Origin of the sequence: Saccharopolyspora gloriosae (assembly GCF_022828475.1) — a bacterium.
Lineage (GTDB): Bacteria > Actinomycetota > Actinomycetes > Mycobacteriales > Pseudonocardiaceae > Saccharopolyspora_C > Saccharopolyspora_C gloriosae_A.
Window position 1 is genome coordinate 4869978 of record NZ_CP059557.1, and the last position, 21249, is coordinate 4891226.

Genomic DNA, 21249 nt, shown 5'->3' on the forward strand with positions numbered 1-21249 from the left:
GTCGCGGATCAGCCGATCGGCCACCCCGTACTAATCCTTCAAGCCGAAGGGACCGGAGCGCGGTGCCGATCAGAGCGGCAGAGCCAGCTCACCACCGGTCGCCGCCGACAACGCGTCCCGCATCGCGGCGCGCGGAGCGGGACGGCCGGTGAACAGCTCGACCTGGCCGAAGGCCTGGTGCAGCAACATGTCCAGCCCGGTCGCGAGCCTGCCGCGCGCCGCCTCGACCGCCGTCGCCAGCGGCGTCGGCCACGGGTGGTAGATCACGTCGAGCACGCACGCCGCGCGCGCCAGCGCCGACACGTGCGGATCCGCCGCACCGGCGGGCAACGTCGACACCAGCACGTCCACTTCGGACACCGCGGCGTCCAGGTCGATCGAGTCGAGCCGCTGCACCGACACCCGCAGGCCCACGTGCTCCGCGGTCAGCACCACGTCGCGCGCCCGCGCGGGCTCGCGGACCGCGAGCGTCACCTCGGTCAACCCGAGCTCCGCGAACGCCGCCATCGCCGCGGCGGCCGTACCGCCCGCACCGAGCAGCAATGCCCGGCTGCCACCGGTGAATCCACCGGCGGCGCGCAACGCGCCCGTCACCCCGTCCACGTCGGTGCAGTCCGCGGACCACTCCCCCGATGCCAGCCGGGTCAACGTGTTCGCCACGCCCACCGCGGCGGCCCGATCGGTGACCTCCTTCGCGAGCCCGAGCGCGGCGCGTTTGCCCGGCATCGTCACCGACAAACCCGCCCACTCCGGGCCGAGTTCGCCGATCAGCTCGGCGAGGCCGTCGGCGTCCCGGTCGAACCGCTGGTAAGTCCAGCCGGTGAGTCCGAGCTCCCGGTAAGCCGCGTCGTGCAGTACCGGGGACAACGAGTGGCCGATCGGAGAACCGACCACCGCCGCCTTGCGGTCCGCGGAATCAGAACGCGCCACGTTGCTGTGCCTCGGTGACGTACTGATCGTGTTCGGCCATCGTCGTGGCGAAGCAGGAAGTGCCGTCCGGGTAGCACTTCACGAAGTACACCCAGGTGCCCTCGGCGGGCTTCTCCGCCGCCAACACCGCCGCCTTGCTCGCGGTGGAGATCGGCGTCGGCGGCAGGCCGTAGTTCTGGTAGCTGTTGTACGGTCCCGGCCGCTGGCGGTCCTCCGACTTGGTCAGCAGCGTCGGCTTGTCCAGCGGATAGTTGATCGTGGAGTCGAACTGCAGCTGCATCTGCGGATTGGTGGTGCGGTTGTAGATGACCCGGGAGATCTTGTCGAAGTCCCGCTCGATGCCTTCGCTCTGCACCAGCGAGGCGATGGTCAGCAGCTCGTACGGGGTGCGCCCGGTGCTCTCGGCGGCCTGCGGCAGCCCCGCCGCCTCCAGTAGCGCGGCGGACTTCGTCACCACCTGGCGCAGCACCTCCTCGGCGGGCTCGCCCGGCTTCACGTCATAGATGCCCGGCATGATCAGGCCCTCGAGCCGCCGCTCCGGTGCCGCCTTCGACGCGCCCTCGATGGCCCACTCCGGCACGCCCAGCGAAGCCAGATCCGCGGTGCCCGCCGCGGTGTGCATCTGCTCCGAGGTCGTGCACTGGTTCTCGTCACCCGTGCAGGTCGCGTCGGCCAGCTTCGTGAGGATGCCCGGCGTTTTCCCACCGTCGGGGCTGAGCTGGTCCTCCAGCCGCTGTCCGCCGCGCACCTCGATGCGGCCGGTCTTCGACTCCGCCGACAGGATGTGGCTCACCGCGGCGGAACCGGACATCTTCGACTTCATCAAGTAGAAGCCCGGCTGGATGCTGTTGATCTGCTTGTTCTCCTCGGCAGCCTTGGTGAACGCCTTCGAGGACGCCACCACATCGGCCTTGGACAGGGTCTGCGCGACGTGGCTGACGGTGTCACCGGAGGAGATCTCCACGACGACCTCGCCGTTGCCCGCGCCCTGGTAGTCGTCGTAGGAACCGATCTGAAGTATCTGCATGGCGCCGTACACGACGCCGCCGCCCACCAGCAGCAGGACCAGCAGTCCGGCAAGGGCGGTCACCGAACCGCGCCGTTTCCGGCGGCGCAGTTGGGCCCGCTGCTCGCGAACCTCCCTGCGGCTGCGCCGTGAAGGCTCATCCGCGTCATCCGCGAACAGGCCGAGTTCGTCGCTCACGAAAGGTCCTCTCAGGTGGTCTGCGACCGGGCGTCAAGCCATGCCTGCAAGATCTCCACTGCGGCGGCCTGGTCGACCACGGCGCGCTGTCGCTTACCGCGAACCCCCCGTTGGGAGAGCATGCGGCTCGCGGTGACCGTGGTCAACCGTTCGTCGTGAAAGCGCACCGGGATCGGAGCGATCCTGGTGGCCAGTGCTTCGGCGTAGGCGTGGGCGGAATCGGCGGCGCTGCCGTGCCTGCCCGCGAGCGTCTTCGGCAGGCCGATCACGACCTCGACCACCTCGTGCTCGGCGATCAGGCGCACCAGCTCCGCCAGGTCGCCGCCCGCGTCCTCATCGCGTTGGAGCGTCACCAGCGGAGTCGCCAGCATCGGCGACGGGTCGGTCAGTGCGATGCCGACGCGCACCGCGCCGACGTCCACTCCGATCCGGCGCCCCGCTCCGGGATCCGGGGCGTCGGCGGCCGGGCCGACGCCCCGTTGTCCTGATGTCACCCCTGGACCGCCTTGTCCAGTTCCCGGCGCAGCGCGCCGATCGCGGCCGTGATGCCTGCCGGATTCGTACCGCCGCCCTGCGCCATGTCGGGCTTGCCGCCGCCACGTCCGCCGACCTCCTCGGCGAACGACGGCACCAGCTTGCCCGCGGCCAGGCCGAGGTCCCGCGCGGCGTCGTTAAGACCCACTACGAAGGAGACCTTGCCTTCCGACGGTTCCGCCGCGAACAGCGCCACGACCGCCGGGCGGCCGGTGAGCCTGCCGCGGATCTCGCCGGCCAGCGCGCGCAGCCCGCCGCCGTCCACACCGTCCGGGACCTGCTCGGCGACGAGACTCACGCCGTGCACGTCGCTCGCGCGACCGGCGAGCTCACCCGCCGAGGACAGCACCTGCTGCACGCGCAGCTGCTGCAGCTCCTTCTCCGCGCCGCGCAGGCGGCTGACCACACCGGCGATGCGTTCCGGCAGTTCTTCGGACGGGACCTTGAACTGCTCGGCGAGCTGCGTGACCAGCAGGTGCTCCTTGCTGATGTGGCGCATCGCGTCCATCCCGACCAGCGCTTCGACGCGGTGCACGCCGGAGCCCACCGAGGAGTCCGCGACGAGCTTGACCACGCCGAGCTGGCCGATGCGGCCCACGTGCGTACCGCCGCACAGCTCCCGCGAGTAGTCGCCCATGTCGACCACTCGGACCTGGTCGCCGTACTTCTCGCCGAACAGCGCCATCGCGCCGAGCTCCATCGCCTTGTCCATCGTCGTGGTGTACGACGAGACCTCGACGTCGTTCTGCAGGTAGGCGTTGACCTCTTCCTCGACGCCGCCCAGCACGGAGGCCGAGACCGAACTCGGCGCGGTGAAGTCGAACCGCATCCGGCCCGGCGAGTTCAGCGAACCCGCCTGCGCCGCGCGCTTGCCGTAGGCACCGCGCACCGCCGCGTGCACCAGGTGCGTCGCGGAGTGCGAGCGCTCGATGGCGCGACGGCGATCGCGGTCCACACCGGCCTCCAGCATGGTGTCCACGCCCAGCTCACCGGACACGACCTTCGCGCGGTGCACGAACAGGCCGGGAACGGAGCGCTGCACGTCGGAGACGCGCACCTCGACGCCGGGGCCGACCAGGGTGCCGGTGTCGGCGATCTGGCCACCGCCCTCCGCGTAGAACGGGGTGCGGTCGAGCACCAGCTCCACCTCGGTGCCCGCGGCCGCCGACTTCGCCGGGGCGCCGTCGACGAGCAGGCCCAGCACCCGGCTCTGCGACTCCAGGTCGGTGTAGCCGATGAACTCGGTGGTGCCGTGCTGGTCGAGCAGCGTCCGGTACGTCGAGAGGTCGCCGTGGCCGGTCTTGCGCGCCTTCGCGTCCTCCTTGGCGCGGCGGCGCTGCTCGCCCATCAGCTCGCGGAAGCCGTGCTCGTCCACCGACAGGCCCTGTTCGGAGGCCATCTCCAAGGTGAGATCGATCGGGAAGCCGTAGGTGTCGTGCAGCTGGAACGCCTTCGCGCCCGGCAGCTGGGCCGCACCGGACTTCTTGGTGTCCGCGACGGCCACGTCGAAGATCTTCGAGCCGGCGGTGAGCGTCGTCAGGAACGCCTCTTCCTCGTTGCGGATCACCGAGTCGATGCGCTCGAAATCGGTGCGCAGCTCCGGGTAGGCCGGGGCCATCGCGTCCCGCACGACCTTGGTGAACTCGCCCAGCACCGGCTCCTGCACGCCGAGCAGGCGGGTGGAGCGCACGATCCGGCGCAGCAGGCGGCGCAGCACGTAGCCGCGCGCCTCGTTGCCGGGGGTGACGCCGTCGCCGACGAGCATCACGCCGGAGCGGGCGTGGTCGGCGATCACGCGGAACCGCACGTCGTCCTCGTGGTTCGCGCCGTAGCTGCGGCCGGAGAGCTCCTCTGCCTTCGCGATCACCGGACGCACCAGGTCGGTCTCGTAGACGTTCTCCACGCCCTGCAGCAGGCACGCCACCCGCTCGACGCCCATGCCGGTGTCGATGTTCTTGGTGGGCAGTTCACCGAGCAGCGGAGCGCCCTTCTTCGGGCTCTCCTCACCCCGGATGTCCTGCATGAACACCAGGTTCCAGATCTCGATGTAGCGGTCCTCGTCGACGTTCGGGCCGCCCTCGACGCCGTAGGCCGGGCCGCGGTCGTAGTAGATCTCCGAGCAGGGACCGCCGGGACCGGGCACGCCCATGTCCCAGTAGTTGTCCTCCGCGCCGCGCACCTGGATGCGGGCCGGGTCGATACCGGTGGTCTCGCGCCACAGCGCGGCCGACTCGTCGTCGTGCTCGTAGACGGTGACCCACAGGCGTTCGGGGTCGATGCCGTAGCCGCCGTCGGCGACCGAGGAGGTCAGCAGCTTCCAGGCGTGCTCCATGGCGCCTTCTTTGAAGTAATCGCCGAAGGAGAAGTTGCCCGCCATCTGGAAGAACGTGTTGTGCCGGGTCGTCTTGCCGACCTCGTCGATGTCGCCGGTGCGCACACATTTCTGGATGCTCGTCGCGCGCGGGTACGGCGCCGGGGCGTCACCGAGGAAGTAGGGCTTGAACTGGACCATCCCCGCGTTCACGAACAGCAGGGTCGGGTCGTCGAGGATCAGGGAGGCACTGGGCACCACGGTGTGGCCGGTGCTGCGGAAGTGCTCCAGGAAGCGGCTGTGGATCTCGTGGGTCTGCACGGTGGTTCCTTCGAAGGGTGCTGCGGAGTCGGGGTTCGGGGCTGTGGCGGGACGCGGCAGGCGGGGCGTTCGGGGAACCGGAGGCGATTCACCACCGGCGAGCCGGTGCGGACCGGGCCGGTTCCCCGGAACGCCCGCCGTTCAGCGCTCCGCCCGGCGAGCTCGCCGAGCCGGTGCGCGCACACCGTCACCGGCCGGGCGCCCCCGGCCTTCCGCCGGGCGAGCGTCGATCGCGTCGGCGTCGAAGCGGCGTCGCGGCATCGAGGTGCCGTCGACGACGTCCTGCAGCTCCTGCTCACGTTCGCTCATCCCGGCACGCACATCCGCACCGAACGAGCCCACGGCACCCGCGAGCTCGCGCATCGCGCCGCCGAGCTGTTCGGCCGCGCCGCTCGGGGTCGCCTTGCGGGCGGTCTCGTTGACCTTGCGGGTCAACGCGACACCGGCCGCGATACCGGCCCCGAACCAGAACATCCGCCTCACTTGCGTCCTCCCTTGCGGCGGGAGTGCTTGCCCCACGGCTCTTCCTTGCGCTTGCGGCGAGCTCGCAGAGCCTTGCTCACCCCGTACGAGAAGGCCGCGGTCTTCACCAACGGGCCACCCAGTGTAGCCGTGAACAGCGACGACAACGCCGAGACGTTGCCGGTGACCGTCCTGGCATTGGCGGTGATGCCGTCCACCCGTTCCAGCTGGGTGTTGACGTGCGTCAGCGTCGAGTTGGCCCCGGTGAACAGCGGATCGGTGTTCTCGTGCGCCTTGCGGATCGCGACGGTCGCCTCGTCCAGCGTTCGGCCGAGCTTGACCAGCGGGATCGCCAGCAGCACGACCAGCAGCACGAACGCGCCCGCGACGATCAGCGCGGCGATCTGCGTGGGCGTCACGTGCCCTCCCGGTTTCCACGTGGTTTTCCTGCCACCGGCAAGGATTCGCCGGTGTCTTGATCGCGCGCCAGGTTACCGTGCCACCCTGGGGCGGGCGCTTCCGGTGCGTCGGCGCGTCCGTGGGTCAAGCCTCCACCGGGGTGACCGGGCCGTTCCCGGTCAGGACGCCGACCACGTTGCGTGCGGCGAGTTCCGCCATCGCCGTGCGCGTCTCCACCGTCGCGGACCCCAAGTGGGGGATGAGCACGACGTTCTCAAGATCCAGCAGTTCACGGTGCACAGCGGGTTCGTTCTCGAACACGTCGAGCCCCGCCGCCGCGATCCGGCCCGTGCGCAGCGCCTCGGCCAGCGCCGCCTCGTCGACGACCGGGCCGCGGCTGGTGTTGATGAGCACCGCGGACGGCTTCATGGTCGCCAGCGCCGCCGCGTCGATCAGGTGCCGGGTCTGTTCGGTGAGCGGGCAGTGCAGCGACAGCACGTCCGATTCGCGCAGCAGCTCGTCCTGAGCCAGGTAGCGCGCGTCGAGTTCGGCCTCCACTTCGGCGGCCACCCGGCGCCGGCCCGTGTAGGCGATCCGCATGCCGAACGCGCGGGCTCGCCGCGCCACGGCCTGCCCGATCTCACCGAGCCCGATGATGCCGAGCGTCTTGCCCTGCAAGCCGGTGCCCAGCATGAACCCGAGGTGGAAGAACCACGGTTGCGCTGCGCGGATCAGCCGCTCGCCTTCACCGAGCCTGCGGGTCGACATCAGCAGCAGCGCGAACGCGAGGTCGGCGGTGGCGTCGGTGAGCACACCGGGCGTGTTCGTCACGGTGACGCCGCGCTCGGCCAGCGCGGGCACATCGAGGTTGTCGTAGCCCACCGCCACGTTCGCCACGACCTTCAGCTGCGGTCCCGCCGCGTCGGCGACCGGACCGTCCACGCTGTCACCGAGCATCGCGACGATCCCGTCGGCACCCGCCACGACCTCGCGCAGCTCGTCCGGATCCAACGCTTGATCCCGTTCGCACACGTGCACCTGACCGGCGCCGCGCAGCAACTCCACGGCGGCTTCGGGAACGTTGCGGGTGACCACGATCCGCGGCACGGCGACTCCTCGGTTGACTGCTTGCCGCACCCGGCACCGCCGAGCGCGCATGAGACCTTGCGGAACGATTTTTCATCATCGCCCTGTCAGCGGCGAAGCCGATGAGCTGTGACCACGCACGCAGATCGACCACCGGTGGGTTCTCAGCGACTTCCTCGCGAGGACGGCAGCATTCCCCTCGCGTCCGAAGCCGCTCGCACAATGCCGGCACATCGGCCAGGGGCGCCGGGAGTCACTCAGGTTCCGCCACCCGGACACCCGCGCAGGTCACTCCGATCCCCCACCACGAACGATCCCGCGGAGCTTCGGAACCCGTTCGCCGAGCACTCGCTCCGCTCCCCGTCCCGTCGGCTCGTAGTAGTCGGTGCCCACCAGTTCGTCCGGCGGGTACTGCTGCTCGAGCACGCCCTCGGAGCGGTCGTGCGGATACCGGTAGCCCTTCGCGTTGCCGAGCTTCTTCGCCCCGGCGTAATGGCCGTCGCGCAGGTGCGCGGGCACGGTGCCGGACTTGCCCGCCCGCACGTCGCTCATCGCCGCGTCGATCGCCATGATCACCGCGTTGGACTTCGGCGCCGTGGCCAAGTGGATCGTGGCCTGCGCGAGTGCGAGCCTGCCCTCCGGCATCCCGATGAACTGCACGGCCTGCGAAGCGGCGACCGCGGCCTGCAACGCCGTCGGGTCGGCCATCCCGACGTCCTCACTGGCGTGCACCACCAGGCGGCGCGCGATGAACCGCGGATCCTCCCCCGCCTCCACCATGCGGGCCAGGTAGTGCAGCGCGGCGTCCACGTCGGAGCCGCGGATCGACTTGATGAACGCGCTGACCACGTCGTAGTGCTGATCGCCGCCGCGGTCGTAGAGCACCGCGGCCCGGTTCACCGTGGCCTCCACGGTGCCCAGGTCGATCCGGCCGGAACCCGTGGAACCCGCCGACTCCGCCGCGGCCTCCAGCGCGGTCAGCGCGCGGCGGGCGTCGCCACCGGCCAGCGCCACCAGGTGCTCCAGCGCGTCGTCGTCGAGTTCGAGCGCCCCGGCCAGGCCGCGTTGCTCGGTGACCGCGCGACGCACGAGCTCCCGGACGTCGTCCTCTTCGAGGCTGCGCAGTTGCAGCACCAGCGACCGCGACAGCAGCGGCGCCACCACGGAGAAGTACGGATTCTCGGTGGTCGCGGCCACCAGCAGCACCGTGCGGTCCTCGACGGCGCCGAGCAGCGCGTCCTGCTGGGTCTTGGAGAACCGGTGCACCTCGTCGATGAACAGCACCGTCGCCTCACCGGAACGCCCGAGGCGACGACGCGCCTCCTCGATGACCGCGCGGACCTCCTTCACCCCGGAGGACAACGCGGACAACGCCACGAACCGCCGTCCCGTCGCACGGGACACTAGATTCGCCAGCGTCGTCTTGCCGGTGCCCGGCGGACCGTAGAGCAGGATCGAGGCCGGAGCGGCACCTTCCACCAGCCTGCGCAGCGGCGCACCGGCGCCCAGCAGGTGGTCCTGGCCGAGCACCTCGTCGAGCGAACGCGGCCGCATCCGAACCGCCAGTGGCGCGTTCTCGGCCAGCCGCTCCCCGGCGCGATCCTCGGTCTCGGCGCCGAACAACCCCTCGTCGAACAGGCCGTCACTCACTTCGCCGACGCTACCCGTCGCCCCTGACACGACCGCGCCAGAGGTGCCCCGGCGGAGCACCTCTGGCGCGGAGTGCGGTTCACCGAGGTCAGCTGACGCCCGCGGGCATCGCCACTTCGGTGCGGACGTTGTCCCGCTCGCGCTGCGCGACCCAGTTCTCGACCGCCTGGTGGCACGCCTGATCCAGGTGCCGGACGGTGCTCAGGTCGAGGTGCACGCTCTTGTCCGCCGGAACGTTCTCCAGCCGCTCCAGCAGCCGGGGCAGCCGCAGGAAGGTGGCGTTGCCGCCGAACTCCAGGCGCAGGTGGCCGTCGTCGTGCTCCTCCTCCTTCACCGACAGGCGCGAGACGTCGAACGCCGTTTTGATCACGGCGGCGCCGAGGCCGATGAGGGTGCCGATGAGCAGGTCGGTCGCCACGATCATCACCGCGGTCAGCACCAGGACGAGCGCTTCGGGGCGGTTCGTCCGGATCATCTCGACGACCTTGTTGAGCTCCAGCAGCTTCCAGCCCGCCTGAATCAGCAGGGCGGCCAGCACCGCGGTCGGGATGTATCCGAGCAGTCCCGGCAGCGCCATCACGAACAGCAGCAGCCAGACGCCGTGCAGGACGCGGGAGAGCTTCGTCTTCGCACCGGCGCGCACGTTGGCGCCGGAGCGGACGATCACCGCGGTCATCGGCAGCGCGCCCAGCATGCCGCAGGCCGCGTTGCCCGCGCCCTGGGCGATGAGTTCCTTGTTGTACTGCGTCTTCCCGCGGTCGTGCATCCGGTCCACGGCGGCGGCGCTGAACAGGCTTTCCGCCGAGGCGATCAGCGCGAAGGTCACCATCGAACCGATCACGGCGGGCGTGATGGCCGAAGCCCACGCGCTACCGGTCGGGACGTTGATCGCCTCCAGCAGCGAACCGACCTCGGTCATCTTCAACGGCAGCGAGAGCGCCCACGCGGCGGCGCTGACCAGCACGACCGCGACCAGCGGCGCGGGAATGCCGCGGACCTTCTCCGGCATCTTCTGCCAGCCGAACAGGATCACCAGCGTCACCACCGCGACGCCGAGCCCCGCCTGCCCCTGCGGCGTGGTGAACATCGCCGCGACCAGGCCGGGCAGTCCGGCGAACTTCTCGGCGGTGTGGCTGGGCTGCTCCAGACCGCCCACCGGGTAGAGCTGCCCGAGCATGATCACGAGGCCGATGCCGGCGAGCATGCCCGTCACGACCGACGGCGAGATCGCCCGGAACCAGGTACCGATGCGGCCGATGCCCATCACGATCTGCAACACGCCGGCACCGAGGACGATCACGCCCAGCGTGCCGAGGCCGTGGTCGGACACCGCCGAGGCCACCAGCACGGTCAGACCGGCGGCGGGGCCGCTGACCTGCATGGTGCTGCCGGGCAGCAGGCCCACCACGATGCCGCCGATGACACCGGTGATGATGCCGAGCTCGGCGGGCACGCCGGAGGCGACGGCGACGCCGACGCACAGCGGCAGGGCCACCAGGAACACCACCAGCGACGCGGCTAAGTCGGCCCCGAAGGTCTCCTTCGGCCACTGCGGAACTCCGGCTCGGCGCCCCTTCTTCGGGGACGCGTCGAGTTGAGCGGTCACGATGCACTCTCCATGAATGTCTTGGTTGATCAGGGCGCCGCCCCACGAGCACTTCGCGGAGGGCGACGATGAGCGGACGCGCAGGAGCGCGCGGCCACGGAGTTCCGCGGCCGGCTCATGTCGTCCCGCTCGAAGAAATCGATATCCCGCGGACGCGAGGCATCGACGGCGATTTCCCACCGGTGCGCACTCGGTCGTCGAGCGCGCACCCGGTCGGGTCCGCCTTGAGGTATTCGGTTCAGCGAACTACGCCGAAATGGCGTTCAGCCACGTACTGGCCGGGTCACAGCGGGAGGAAGTCCACGTTCTCCGTCCGGTCCGGAGTCCGATCCGGAGAACGGAACACAAGACCGGTGTCGATCTCGTAGAACCAGCCGTGCACGCGCAGATTTCCGGCCGAAACGCGGTCGCGAATGAACGGGTATTCGAACAGCGTGTCCAGCTGTTCGCGCACGTGCGCCTTGCTCTCCGAGCGCACTCCCGGCTCCGGAGCGGTCAGCGCGGTCGTCGGCGGCTCGCCGAAGCCCAGCCAGGTCCGCATCGCGGGAAGCTGTTCAAGGCCGTGCCCTGCCGCGCACTTGGCCGTCACCGCGCCGCAGTGCGAATGCCCGCAGACCACGATCTCCGGAACCTGCAGCTGCAGCACGGCGTACTCGATGGTCGCCATCTCGCTGGACGCCGAATCCGGCACGTAATGCGGCACCACATTGCCCGCGGTGCGCAATTCGAATAGCTTGCCCGGCTCGGCCCCGGTGATCTTGGAGGGCATCACGCGGGAATCAGAGCAGGTGATGAACAAAGCCACCGGCTGTTGCCCCGTGGCCAGCTCCCTGCGGTGTGCTTCGGAGACCATGCGAGGGTGTCGTCGAGCATGATCCACTAGGTGTTCGAAATTCATGGCACCTCACTGCACATAGGAAAAGTCATCGACTTTCGGACGCATCCGTTTCCTTGAATATGTGCTCAGTGCCTGTACACCTGGAGTACCGCGGGCGCATGTCTTTTCCGAACGCAGTCCGCATCCGGCTGAGAACTCGGAAACGAGGCCGCGCCGGAGGCGCAGACGTCGTGCAGTGCGGTCAAGTCCTGCTGGAAGATCTTGGGCAGCGGTCCGCGCGGATCCGGCGTCCGGTCATCCCGGCGAGACGAGGAGGCAGCCGACAGGCGCTGGCGGACCTTCTCGCTGTGCTCTTTGATCTCGTTGGTCTTGATCTCGGAGGTGTTGCGCATGGACAGTTCCGCGCACAACGTCGACTGGAACGGCACCACGACCGCGAGCAGAACCGTGAACAGCAGGAACAGTCCCGCCCTCACGATCTTGATACGCATCATGCCTCCTGAACCAACCTGCCCGAACGGCCTTCGACCGATGGAATGACGGGGGCGACGGTGCCCAGCCGATGTGACCTGCGCGCCGGCGGCGTACCCCGTGTCGTCGCACGGTCCACTCGCTTCGGCGTTCGCAGCCGGAGCACCGCACCCAGATCAGATGGGAGGCGGGACCAGCCGCTCGACACAACATATCCGATGACCCCAGTATAAATACAAGGGTGATCATCGCCCTAAACATGAAGAAATATTAATGCACGAAACCTGCTCACCCGGAAAGACGCAGACAGAGCACTCGATCGCCCGTAACACATGCACGTTCAGCTACTCAACTCGACCACGCCCCGACGCCGGAACCCATTCGAGTGGCAACGATCAGAACCAGGTTGCCGAACGATGCTGATTCTACTAAATCCCGAAGTCAGCCGAACGAGAACGGCAACCAAAGATGAACTCCGAGCAAACGGCCCCGCGCATCGAGCGCGGGGCCGCCGAAGAACTCCGGTGAATCACCTCTCATCGTCGCGGAACGCCGGATAGCGCAGCAACTGCAGCGCACCCGCGCCGAACCGCTCCACCAGCGCGTCGACCATCGCCGAGGCGTACCCGGCGAGCTGCGGCTCACCCATCTCCACCGCGTCGTCGCGCAGCTTGCGCCAGCGGTCCACCAGCGCAGTGCTGCGCCGCGGCGACGGCATGTGCAGGTCGATCGGCCGGTCCGACTCCCCCGTGCGAGGCAGGAACCACCACGTCGACACCCACACCCACAGCATCTGCGCGTTGAACAGCCGCGGCATCAGCACCGCGTCGTCATCGAGTTCCGGCCACACCTCGGCGATCTCGGAACGCCAGGTCGACAGCATCCCGTCCGCCAGGTTCTCCGGCAGCGAGTACGAGCACCACGACGACGGGAACGGGTACTGCAAGTAGGCCGCGTCCAGCGCGACGTCGCGCACGCAGCCCCACTCGAAGTCCAGGAACCGCACCCCGGTACCGGTCACGAGGCTGTTGTCCGGGCAGATGTCCGACGGGCTGAAGGAGCGGTAGCGACCCTGGCCGAGCAGTTCGGCGGCCGTTTGCAGCCGCGACGCCACCTCCGGCGGCGTGCTCACGCCCAGGGACTGCTCGATGAGCTCGGGCAGGTCGGTCAGCGACCGCACGATGTCATCGGCCACCGGGTCCGTCCAGGACTTCGCCCCCACCCGTCGCATCAACGCGTCGAAGTCGGCTTCGCGGCCGGCCATCGTCGTGTGCAGCCTGCCCAGCGCCCGAGCCCACGCCAGCAACGCGCGCTCGGCGGCCCGCGGGTCCTCGCCGAACAGCACGTCCGCGAGGGTCGAGCCGCGGCCCAGGTCCTCCAGCACCAGCAGCCGACGGTCGGCGTCGTGGGCGATGAGTTCGGGGCCTACGCGGATCTCCGGGGGCAGCGCGGTAGCGAGCTGGCAACTCGCCGCCTCGTGCGCGAACGGGTCCGATCGGGCCTCTTCCGGGCAGTCGCCGTAGTGCTTGAGCACCAGGGTTCGCGGCAGTTCGTACGGGGTCTCAGCGACCCGCACGCGCAGCACGACCGAGCGCTCGCTACCACCCAGGTCCTCGGCGTCGGCGAGACGGACGGGAGCTCCCATCCGCTTGCTGAGCACGGCTTCTGCGGTGCCGACGGTGTCGGTCACCGTGGTACTGCCGGGCACTCGGACCTCCGGAGGGCCGGAAGTGATCTCCACGCTCATCGTCTCCAGACACTACCCCCACAACCTGAACCCGAATGGGCAAGACCGGTCAAGTGCGCCACTGTTCGTAGTAGCGCGCCTACCGTTCGCGCACTCCGGCGGAATCTCGACCACCCTGACGAGTGCCCGATGACGCCCACCCCGGCGTCGCCGCGCACCGTCCGGCTTCTCCCACGTTGACCCTGACGGAGCCGGGGACGCTCACGTTGCATCCGTGCGAAGAAAGCTCGACCGGCCGCCGGCGCCCGAGCAGGTGATCGCCGGTTCAGACGATCGGCGCGTTCGAATCCCCGGTCCGTCGACGCGGCGAACGCATCAGCAACACCACCGACGCCGCGAGCACGATGCCGGTGAGGTTCACCGCGAGCTGCGCCGTCGAAGCGAAGAAGCGGTCCCAGGCGCCCAAGGTGGCGGCCACCGCGGCGTAACCGGCGGCGGGCACCGTCGTGACCGAGATGAACACGCCGACCAGCGCCCCCGACTTCGCCGAGGTCAGCGACAACATTCCCGCCGCACCGGCCAGCAACGACACGATCAGCGAGGCCCAGCCGACCTGGTAGACGAACGCCACGTGCTCGTTGTCCGCGAGCGAACCCGCGCTGAGCAACCCCAGCGCCTGACCGAGCATCGTCGCGCCCACGGTGAGCACCATCGCCACCGGGAACCCCACGACCAGCGCCAGCACCGCTTGCCGCACCAGCTCCCAGCGCCGCCGGGTCACGCCGACCACGATCGCCGCCAACGGGCCGAACTCCGGACCGAGCACCATCGCGCCGACCACCGTCACCTCGGAGTCGGTGACGACGCCGACGGCGGCCAGCAGGCAGGCCAGCGACAGGAAGGCCGCGAAAGTTCCGCTGAGCCGGGACTCCTCACCCGTGCGGGCGATGAGGTCGTCCCAGACGACGGCGTCCGACGCGTCGCCGGGCGCCGACCACTCCGCCTGCTTGCCCTGTTCGGACAGCAGCGTGCCGCCGTCGGTGAGCTGCACCGCGCCCACCTCGGCGAGCTCGTCGGCGCCGATGCCGGCGAGGACGTCGTCGGCGGCCTCCCGCGCCACGTCGACCTCGATGACGTCACCCGCGGGTTCGAGCGCCGCCTGCGGGAACAGGCACAGGTGCGCGGTGCCGCGCTGCTCGCGCAACACCGCCAGCACCTGGTCGGTCCGCTCCGGTGGACTCACGATCCGCAGGTGCAGCACGACGACCCCCGCTCGGTCTCAGAGATCATCGCGAAGCCGCTGAGGTTCCGCTGAGTGACCACCTACGCGGACAATTCGGACAGGACCCTTCAGTCCTGCTTCTCGGCAGGCCCCGAGTCGGTCTTCGCCGCAGGCTTCGCGTCGACGCCGGCTTCCTTGCGCTGGGCGGCCGTGATCGGTGCCGGAGCGCTGGTCAACGGGTCGAAGCCGCCGCCGCTCTTCGGGAAGGCGATGACCTCGCGCAGCGAGTCCGCCCCGGCCAGCAGCATGACGATCCGGTCCCAGCCGAAGGCGATGCCGCCGTGCGGAGGAGCGCCGAACTTGAACGCTTCCAGCAGGAAGCCGAACTTCTCCTGCGCCTGCTCCTCGGAGATGCCCAGCACCGAGAACACCCGCTCCTGCACGTCGCCGCGGTGCACGCGGATGGAACCGCCACCGATCTCGTTGCCGTTGCAGACGATGTCGTAGGCCCAGGCCAGTGCGTTCTCCGGATCCTGGTCGAAGTCATCGGCCCAGTCCGCGTTGGGGCGGTGAACGGGTGGTGCACCGCGGTCCAGCGCCCGGTGCCGACGGCGACGTCGTCGGTGTCGGCGATGGACTCGAACATCGGCGCGTCCACCACCCACACGAACGACCACGCGTCGTGGTCGATGAGTCCGCAGCGCTCGCCGATCTCCAGCCGGGCCGCGCCCAGCAGTGCCCGCGAGGGGGCGCGCTCACCGGCACCGAAGAAGACGCAGTCACCGGGTGCCGCGCCGACGGCCTTGACCAGACCTTCGCGCTCGGCCTCGGAGAGGTTCTTCGCGACCGGGCCGGACAGCGTGCCGTCCTCGCCCACCAGCACGTAGGCGAGGCCCTTCGCGCCGCGCTGCTTCGCCCAGTCCTGCCAGGCGTCGAGCTGGCGCCGCGGCTGGCTCGCGCCACCGGGCATGACGACCGCGCCCACGTACGGCGCGCGGAACACCCGGAAGGGGGTGTCCTTGAAGTATTCGGTGAGCTCGGTGAGCTCCAGCCCGAACCGCAGGTCGGGCTTGTCGCTGCCGTAGCGGGCCATCGCGTCGGCGTAGGTGATCCGCGGGATCGGGCGAGGGATCTCGTGCCCGATCAGCTTCCACAGCCCGGCGATGATCTGCTCACCGAGTTCGATCACGTCGTCCTGCTCGACGAAGCTCATCTCGATGTCGAGCTGGGTGAACTCCGGCTGCCGGTCGGCCCGGAAGTCCTCGTCCCGGTAGCAGCGCGCGATCTGGAAGTAGCGCTCCATGCCGCCGACCATCAGCAGCTGCTTGAACAGCTGCGGGGACTGCGGCAGCGCGTACCAGCTGCCCGGCTGCAACCGCGCGGGCACCAGGAAGTCGCGGGCGCCTTCCGGGGTGGAGCGGGTCATGGTCGGCGTCTCGATCTCGACGAAGTCCCGCTCGTGCAGCACCTCGCGGGCGACCCGGTTGACGTCGCTGCGCAGCCGCAGGGTCTTGGCCGGTCCGGCGCGGCGCAGGTCCAGGTAGCGGTGCTTGAGCCGGATCTCTTCGCCGACTTCGAGGTGCTCGTCCAGCGGGAACGGCAGCGGCGCGGCCTCGGAGAGCACTTCGAGCTCGGTGGCGTAGACCTCGATCTCGCCGGTGCCGATCTCGGTGTTCTCGTTGCCCTCGGGGCGGCGCACGACGTCACCGGTGATGCGGACGCAGAACTCCGCCCGCAGCCGGTGGGCGCGCTCGGCCATCTCGCCTTCGCGGAAGACCACCTGGGCGACACCGGAAGCGTCACGGAGATCAATGAAGATCACTCCACCGTGATCGCGGCGGCGCGCAACCCAGCCTGCCAAGGTGACGGACTGCCCTGCATGACCGGCGCGAAGCGATCCGGCCTCATGCGTGCGCATCACGGGTACTGAGCTCCTCTTCAAGTTCAAGTCGGCTGGCGACGACTGCGGTAGGGCGTCCGCCAGGGTGCACAACTCGGCGTGGAGGTGCTCGTCCTGCGTGGACGCAATGGGAGGCCAAGGCTATCCAACGAGGCCGGGGCGGCGTCCAGCAGGTTTCCGCGCGGCGTGTTCGCCGCCGGGAAACCGATCGGAGTTACGGAGCCGGTGGATTCAAGCCGCCGCGCGACTTCGGTGAAGTGGTTTCAGGGCCACAAAGGACTCGCCCACCCGATCACCTCGCCCGCATCTCGATGTCAAGAGAGCCAGTGGAGCAAAAGAGCGGCTCCTGACGGAAAGCCCGCGAATTCATCTCACACTTTAGTAGGTGGCGGGAACCGAAACTTGATCGTTGCGCGCCAGACTCTCACTCATTAGCGTAAGGCCCCGAGTTCGGCGGACACGAGGAGTAACCATGACCGGTCCGAAGACCGACATCCGTTCCATGTCGCGCACTGCCGTCCGAAGCGACCCGGCGCAGGTCTCACCCGAGCTCGCCGAACTTCTGCGAACCGGCCCGTTCGAGGTGGCCCTGCGGGCGGCGATCCGCTCCAGCCGACTGAGCCTGGAACGGATCCAGCACCGATTGCAAGCCCGCGGAACACCGGTGAGCATCACGGCGCTGAGCTACTGGCAGTCCGGACGCCGACGACCGGAACGCCCGGATTCGCTGCTGGCGTTGCAGCAGCTGGAGAACGTCCTCGGCGTTCCGGACTGCGCGCTGTCGGCGCTGCTCGGGCCGCCGCGGCCGCGCGGCCGCACCAGGCAGGCCGCGCACGACGCACCGCCGTTGAGCGAGCTGTGGTCGGAGAACGAGTCCGCGGTGGAACTGCTCACCCGGATCGACACCAGCCACGACAGCAAGCTGACCCGGCTCTCGCAGCACGATGTGGTGCACATCGACGCCTACGGCGATCAGCGCATGGTGCGCGCGAGCAAGCTGGTGCGCGCCGAGGCCAACGGCGCGGACCGCTGGGTGGTGATGTTCGACGGCGCCTCGACCAGTCCGGTGTCGCCGACGATCCGGCCGCTGCGGTCCTGCCGCATCGGACAGGTCCTCACCGACCACGCACGGGACGTGATCGTCGCCGAGCTGCTGTTCGACCGTCCGCTGGAGCGCGGCGAGACGATGCTGCTGGAGTACGAGATCTCCGACATGCCCACCGGCGCGAACGAGCCGGAGCACACCTTCTGCCGGCTGTTCCGGCTGCCGGTGCGCCAGTACGTGGTGGAGCTCGAGTTCGACCCGGCCTGCCCGCCGGAGCACGTGGAGAGCTTCGTGGGCGATTCGGCGGCGAACGAGACCGCGCAGCCCAAGCCCTTGTCGTTGGACCGGCACGCGCGCACGCACGCGGTCACGCTCGACTTCGGCATGGGCGTGTTCGGCGTCCGCTGGCAGCCGTCGCATCGCGCACTGCTCGACGGGCACTGATCGACCAGGCACTGCTCGGGAACGCACCGGTCCGACGGCCACCGGCCGGACGGGCACGGGACGAACGGACACCGGCCGAACAGGCACCGACCGAACGAGCGCCGGGCGGCGCACGCGTCTTCGCCGCCGGTCGCTCGAAGCCCGAACCGGAGCCATTACTCCATCAGGGGAAGCCAATCCGACACCCAGAGTAGTCGCACACGACTGCGAATGAATCGGCGACCTGCGGTTTCGGCGACTGTCGCACATAGTTCACGCGAAAGAAATTTGCGCTCGATTACTACTTTAGTCGGTATTTCGACAACGGTTTTCAGTACGGATTCCGCGGCGTCCGAAAAACGCCTCCGCCACTTCGGATTCCGCGAGTGCAATCCCGGCCCGAATCACGCGCCCGCCGATTCCGCCGCCGACCGACCGAACCTCCGCGATCACAGCAGCGCGAGCTGTCCGGAGCCATCCGACGCTCGCTCGGCGGCTCCGGCCGCCTGCCGGAAACCCGCCTCCGGCCGTTCCGCGCGCATGCCGTGCCGCACCTGCGCGGCGCGCACGCGCTCGACCACACCGTCCTGATACGACTTCGGCGCGTAGGCGCCGTTGCGGTAAAGCCGCTCGTACAGCGGCAGCAGCTCAGGCCGGTCCCGGCTCAGCCAGGCGTGATACCACTCCCGCGCACCCGGCCTCAGGTGCAGCACCAGCGGCGTGATGCTCGTGGCACCCGCATCCACCAAGGTCGCCACGGTCTCGTCCAGCTGCTCCGGCGCATCGCTGAGGCCCGGCAGGATCGGCGCCATCATCACAGAGCACCCCACGCCCGCGTCGGTCAGCCGCCGCACCACGTCCACCCGCCGCAGCGGAGCGGGCGCCCCCGGCTCCACCGCCCGCCACACCTGTTCCTGCAGCGAACCGATCGACACCGCCACGGAGACCGGAGCGACCTCGGCCGCCTGCCGCAACAGGTCCAGGTCGCGCAAGATCAGCGTGCCCTTGGTCAGCACGGAGAACGGGTTCGCCCGATCCCGCAGGGCGGCGATGATCTCCCGCATCAGGCCGTACTTCCCCTCCGCGCGCTGGTACGGGTCGGTGTTGGTGCCCATCGCGACGGCCTCGCCCGTCCAGCGCGGATGCGCCAACTCCCGCCGGACCAGTGCTCCGGCGTTGACCTTGACCACGATCTTGCTGTCGAAGTCGTGCCCGGAATCGAGGTCGAGGTACGTGTGCGTGCTGCGCGCGAAGCAGTACCGGCAGGCGTGGGAGCAACCTCGATACGGGTTGATCGTCCAGCGGAACGGCACTCCGGAGCCGCCGGGCACACGGTTGATGATCGATTTCGCCTGGACCTCGATCGCCAGCGCGTCCTCGGTGCCCGCGGCGACCGGCCCCGGTCCCGGCTCGGCCAGCCCCGCCCTGCCGCTCCCGCGCGCGGGCGCGTCGAGGGCCAGCGGCAGCGGTTGCTCGCGCTCGTTCGAAACCCGCTGGTTCTCCCATCGCATCCATCGAGTCGAACACACTTTCGACCAACTGTCCAGCGGGCTCACCCCAGGACGTCTCCACGAGGTGATCGCCGTCGGCGTTGACACGCATGGCCGGTACGGCGCGGTCTGTTGGTCGCGCCGAGCCGCTCGCGCGAGGACCCGATCACGCCGAGGTGGGCGCCCAGGCGCGGGCGGCCCGCGTGAACTCCGCGAGCGCGGGATGCGCGGGCGTGCCGCTCGGCCAGCCCAGCACAAGACGGGTGGGAGGCATGTCCGATACGGGCACCACCGCCACGGTCGCGCTCGGTCTCGCGATGCCGCTGGAGCCGATGACGGTGATGAGCCGGCCGAGAGGGACGCTGTCGAAGATCTCGTCCAGGGTCTGCGGCGGACACGCGGGCTCGAAGGCCTGCTCTTGGCGGAGTTCTTCCGACGTCACGCTCACCTCCTGGGACAGGCGGTGACCGGCAGGCACCAGGGCGACCGGCATCTCCTCGGCGAGGTCGATCGTGCGCAGATCCGTCAGGTCGTCGGATCCGACGCACAACACGGCGATGTCAGCGGTCCCTTCGTGCAGCGCCGCAGGCTGATCGTGGGTGAAGACGATCTCGGGCGGGTCCCCCTCGTAGCCGTGGATCAATTCGGAGAGCAGACCGGCCCCTGTCCCTGGCCGGACCGCGATGGTGAACGGCCCAGGCCGCGCGGCCTGCCGGGTGCGACGCACCGCCGTGTCCATGGTGTCCAGTGCCCGTCTTCCTTCCCGCAGGAAGACGGCTCCGGCGGCGGTGAGCTCGACCCGCCGGCTGGTTCGCTCGAACAGAGCGACGCCGATGCGCCGCTCCAGCCGGGCGATGGCCCGGGAAAGAGGAGGTTGCGCCATGCCCAACCGTTCGGCGGCCCTGCCGAAGTGCAACTCCTCGGCGACGGCGATGAAGTAGGCGAGCTCGCGCGTCTCCAACCGATCCATACCGCCAGGGTATCGCCGGGTACTCCATTCGTCATGGCTCCCAACCCCGTGACCTGGTGACATCGATACCGGACACCACGAAGGGAGCCCCGAAACCATGAGCGAGCAACGCCGCGTTCAAGAAGTGCTGGCGCGCTACGTCCGCGCCACCGACCAGCGAAACGGCAAAGCTCAAGGCGCGCTGTTCACGGCCGACGCCACCGTCCAGATCTACGCCAAGACCGGACCGGACGGCTACGAGAAGGTCGGCGAACCCGTCCGCGGCGGTGCCGGCGTCGAGTACGCGGTCAACAACTTCATGGCTCCCCACCCCGAAGGCGGTTCCAGCCACCACACCACGTCGGATCACATCATCGAGATCGACGGCGATCACGCCCACCTCAACGCCCAGTTCATCGTCTTCGAGGTCCGCGCCTTGACCCGCCCTGCGGAGGGCAGGCAGGCAGGCAGGAGCCGCCGGAGCACAGGCGGCGGTCCACCCCATCGAGTCCGGGTACTACGACACGGACCTGCGACGCACGGACGGCGAATGGAAGATCACCCACCACCGAGTTCTGATGGACATGCCCGTGGCGCTCGCGGAGACCTGAGCGACCTCCACCGACGGCAGCAGAGCGCCCGCCCCCACGAACACCAGGCGGGCGCTCCGCCGTCGGCTCGTTCCACTGAGCCATAGGTGGTTGACGTCAGCATTGGAAGC

17 protein-coding genes and 1 pseudogene are annotated in these 21249 nt (G+C 69.4%); 2 read left to right on the forward strand and 16 right to left on the reverse strand.

The genetic code is table 11. From position 1 onward, the window contains the following. Positions 1 to 69: 69 nt before the first annotated feature. The 14 genes and pseudogenes from H2Q94_RS21140 to aspS all read right to left on the reverse strand — a co-directional run bounded on the left by H2Q94_RS21140 (position 70) and on the right by aspS (position 16642). Complete coding sequence (locus H2Q94_RS21140) at positions 70 to 930, reverse strand: shikimate dehydrogenase (protein ID WP_243788933.1); 861 nt, start codon at positions 928 to 930, stop codon at positions 70 to 72. Next, complete coding sequence (gene mltG / locus H2Q94_RS21145; protein WP_243788934.1) at positions 917 to 2134, reverse strand: endolytic transglycosylase MltG; 1218 nt, start codon at positions 2132 to 2134, stop codon at positions 917 to 919. The genes H2Q94_RS21140 and mltG overlap by 14 nt, the downstream gene beginning before the upstream one ends. An 11-nt stretch (positions 2135 to 2145) precedes the next feature. Next, on the reverse strand, positions 2146 to 2628 hold the full coding sequence (ruvX, locus tag H2Q94_RS21150; protein ID WP_243788935.1) for a Holliday junction resolvase RuvX: 483 nt from the start codon (positions 2626 to 2628) through the stop codon (positions 2146 to 2148). Then, positions 2625 to 5300 (reverse strand): alanine--tRNA ligase, encoded by a 2676-nt coding sequence (gene alaS / locus H2Q94_RS21155; protein WP_243788936.1) that lies wholly within the window; start codon positions 5298 to 5300, stop codon positions 2625 to 2627. Before alaS ends, ruvX begins: the two co-directional genes overlap by 4 nt. Before the next feature lie 141 nt (positions 5301 to 5441). Beyond that, entirely contained in the window at positions 5442 to 5783 is a 342-nt protein-coding gene (locus H2Q94_RS21160; protein ID WP_243788937.1) for a hypothetical protein, read from the reverse strand. Continuing rightward, positions 5780 to 6181 (reverse strand): DUF948 domain-containing protein, encoded by a 402-nt coding sequence (locus H2Q94_RS21165; RefSeq protein WP_243788938.1) that lies wholly within the window; start codon positions 6179 to 6181, stop codon positions 5780 to 5782. Before H2Q94_RS21165 ends, H2Q94_RS21160 begins: the two co-directional genes overlap by 4 nt. 124 nt (positions 6182 to 6305) lie before the next feature. Continuing rightward, positions 6306 to 7319: a 2-hydroxyacid dehydrogenase gene (locus tag H2Q94_RS21170; protein ID WP_243788939.1), complete on the reverse strand. Its 1014-nt coding sequence runs from the start codon at positions 7317 to 7319 to the stop codon at positions 6306 to 6308. A gap of 216 nt (positions 7320 to 7535) precedes the next feature. Beyond that, entirely contained in the window at positions 7536 to 8897 is a 1362-nt protein-coding gene (locus tag H2Q94_RS21175; RefSeq protein WP_243788940.1) for a replication-associated recombination protein A, read from the reverse strand. A gap of 88 nt (positions 8898 to 8985) precedes the next feature. Beyond that, positions 8986 to 10503 (reverse strand): SulP family inorganic anion transporter, encoded by a 1518-nt coding sequence (locus H2Q94_RS21180; protein WP_243788941.1) that lies wholly within the window; start codon positions 10501 to 10503, stop codon positions 8986 to 8988. Positions 10504 to 10786: 283 nt separating this feature from the next. Then, positions 10787 to 11356: a carbonic anhydrase gene (locus tag H2Q94_RS21185; RefSeq protein WP_243788942.1), complete on the reverse strand. Its 570-nt coding sequence runs from the start codon at positions 11354 to 11356 to the stop codon at positions 10787 to 10789. Between the two features lie 110 nt (positions 11357 to 11466). Continuing rightward, entirely contained in the window at positions 11467 to 11835 is a 369-nt protein-coding gene (locus tag H2Q94_RS21190) for a hypothetical protein (RefSeq protein WP_243788943.1), read from the reverse strand. Positions 11836 to 12341: 506 nt separating this feature from the next. Then, complete coding sequence (locus H2Q94_RS21195; RefSeq protein ID WP_397545366.1) at positions 12342 to 13559, reverse strand: phosphotransferase family protein; 1218 nt, start codon at positions 13557 to 13559, stop codon at positions 12342 to 12344. 265 nt (positions 13560 to 13824) lie between these two features. Further along, entirely contained in the window at positions 13825 to 14760 is a 936-nt protein-coding gene (locus H2Q94_RS21200; protein ID WP_243788944.1) for a DUF389 domain-containing protein, read from the reverse strand. A gap of 89 nt (positions 14761 to 14849) precedes the next feature. Continuing rightward, a pseudogene (aspS, locus tag H2Q94_RS21205) lies at positions 14850 to 16642 on the reverse strand (aspartate--tRNA ligase). Positions 16643 to 17093: 451 nt separating this feature from the next. Here aspS and H2Q94_RS21210 point away from each other — a divergent pair. After that, positions 17094 to 18110, forward strand: coding sequence for a hypothetical protein (locus H2Q94_RS21210; protein ID WP_243788945.1), 1017 nt, complete (start codon positions 17094 to 17096; stop codon positions 18108 to 18110). A gap of 428 nt (positions 18111 to 18538) precedes the next feature. Here the strand turns inward: H2Q94_RS21210 and H2Q94_RS21215 are convergent, their stop codons facing one another. Beyond that, entirely contained in the window at positions 18539 to 19600 is a 1062-nt protein-coding gene (locus H2Q94_RS21215) for an Rv2578c family radical SAM protein (protein ID WP_243788946.1), read from the reverse strand. A 145-nt stretch (positions 19601 to 19745) separates the two neighbouring features. Continuing rightward, the gene (locus H2Q94_RS21220; protein WP_243788947.1) at positions 19746 to 20549 is read right to left on the reverse strand and encodes a LysR family transcriptional regulator; all 804 of its coding nucleotides are present in this window, start codon (positions 20547 to 20549) and stop codon (positions 19746 to 19748) included. Between the two features lie 97 nt (positions 20550 to 20646). Between H2Q94_RS21220 and H2Q94_RS21225 the strand changes: the two genes are divergently transcribed. Next, on the forward strand, positions 20647 to 21225 hold the full coding sequence (locus H2Q94_RS21225; protein WP_243788948.1) for a nuclear transport factor 2 family protein: 579 nt from the start codon (positions 20647 to 20649) through the stop codon (positions 21223 to 21225). Positions 21226 to 21249: the final 24 nt, after the last annotated feature.

Bases quoted from the DNA above. Each gene is read 5' to 3' on its own strand.
- H2Q94_RS21170 (WP_243788939.1), bottom strand. From the start codon at position 7,319: ATGCGCGCTCGGCGGTGCCGGGTGCGGCAAGCAGTCAACCGAGGAGTC.
- H2Q94_RS21185 (WP_243788942.1), bottom strand. From the start codon at position 11,356: ATGGTCTCCGAAGCACACCGCAGGGAGCTGGCCACGGGGCAACAGCCG.
- H2Q94_RS21190 (WP_243788943.1), bottom strand. From the start codon at position 11,835: ATGATGCGTATCAAGATCGTGAGGGCGGGACTGTTCCTGCTGTTCACG.
- H2Q94_RS21195 (WP_397545366.1), bottom strand. From the start codon at position 13,559: ATGAGCGTGGAGATCACTTCCGGCCCTCCGGAGGTCCGAGTGCCCGGC.
- H2Q94_RS21210 (WP_243788945.1), top strand. From the start codon at position 17,094: ATGACCGGTCCGAAGACCGACATCCGTTCCATGTCGCGCACTGCCGTC.
- H2Q94_RS21215 (WP_243788946.1), bottom strand. From the start codon at position 19,600: ATGCGATGGGAGAACCAGCGGGTTTCGAACGAGCGCGAGCAACCGCTG.
- H2Q94_RS21220 (WP_243788947.1), bottom strand. From the start codon at position 20,549: ATGGATCGGTTGGAGACGCGCGAGCTCGCCTACTTCATCGCCGTCGCC.
- H2Q94_RS21225 (WP_243788948.1), top strand. From the start codon at position 20,647: ATGAGCGAGCAACGCCGCGTTCAAGAAGTGCTGGCGCGCTACGTCCGC.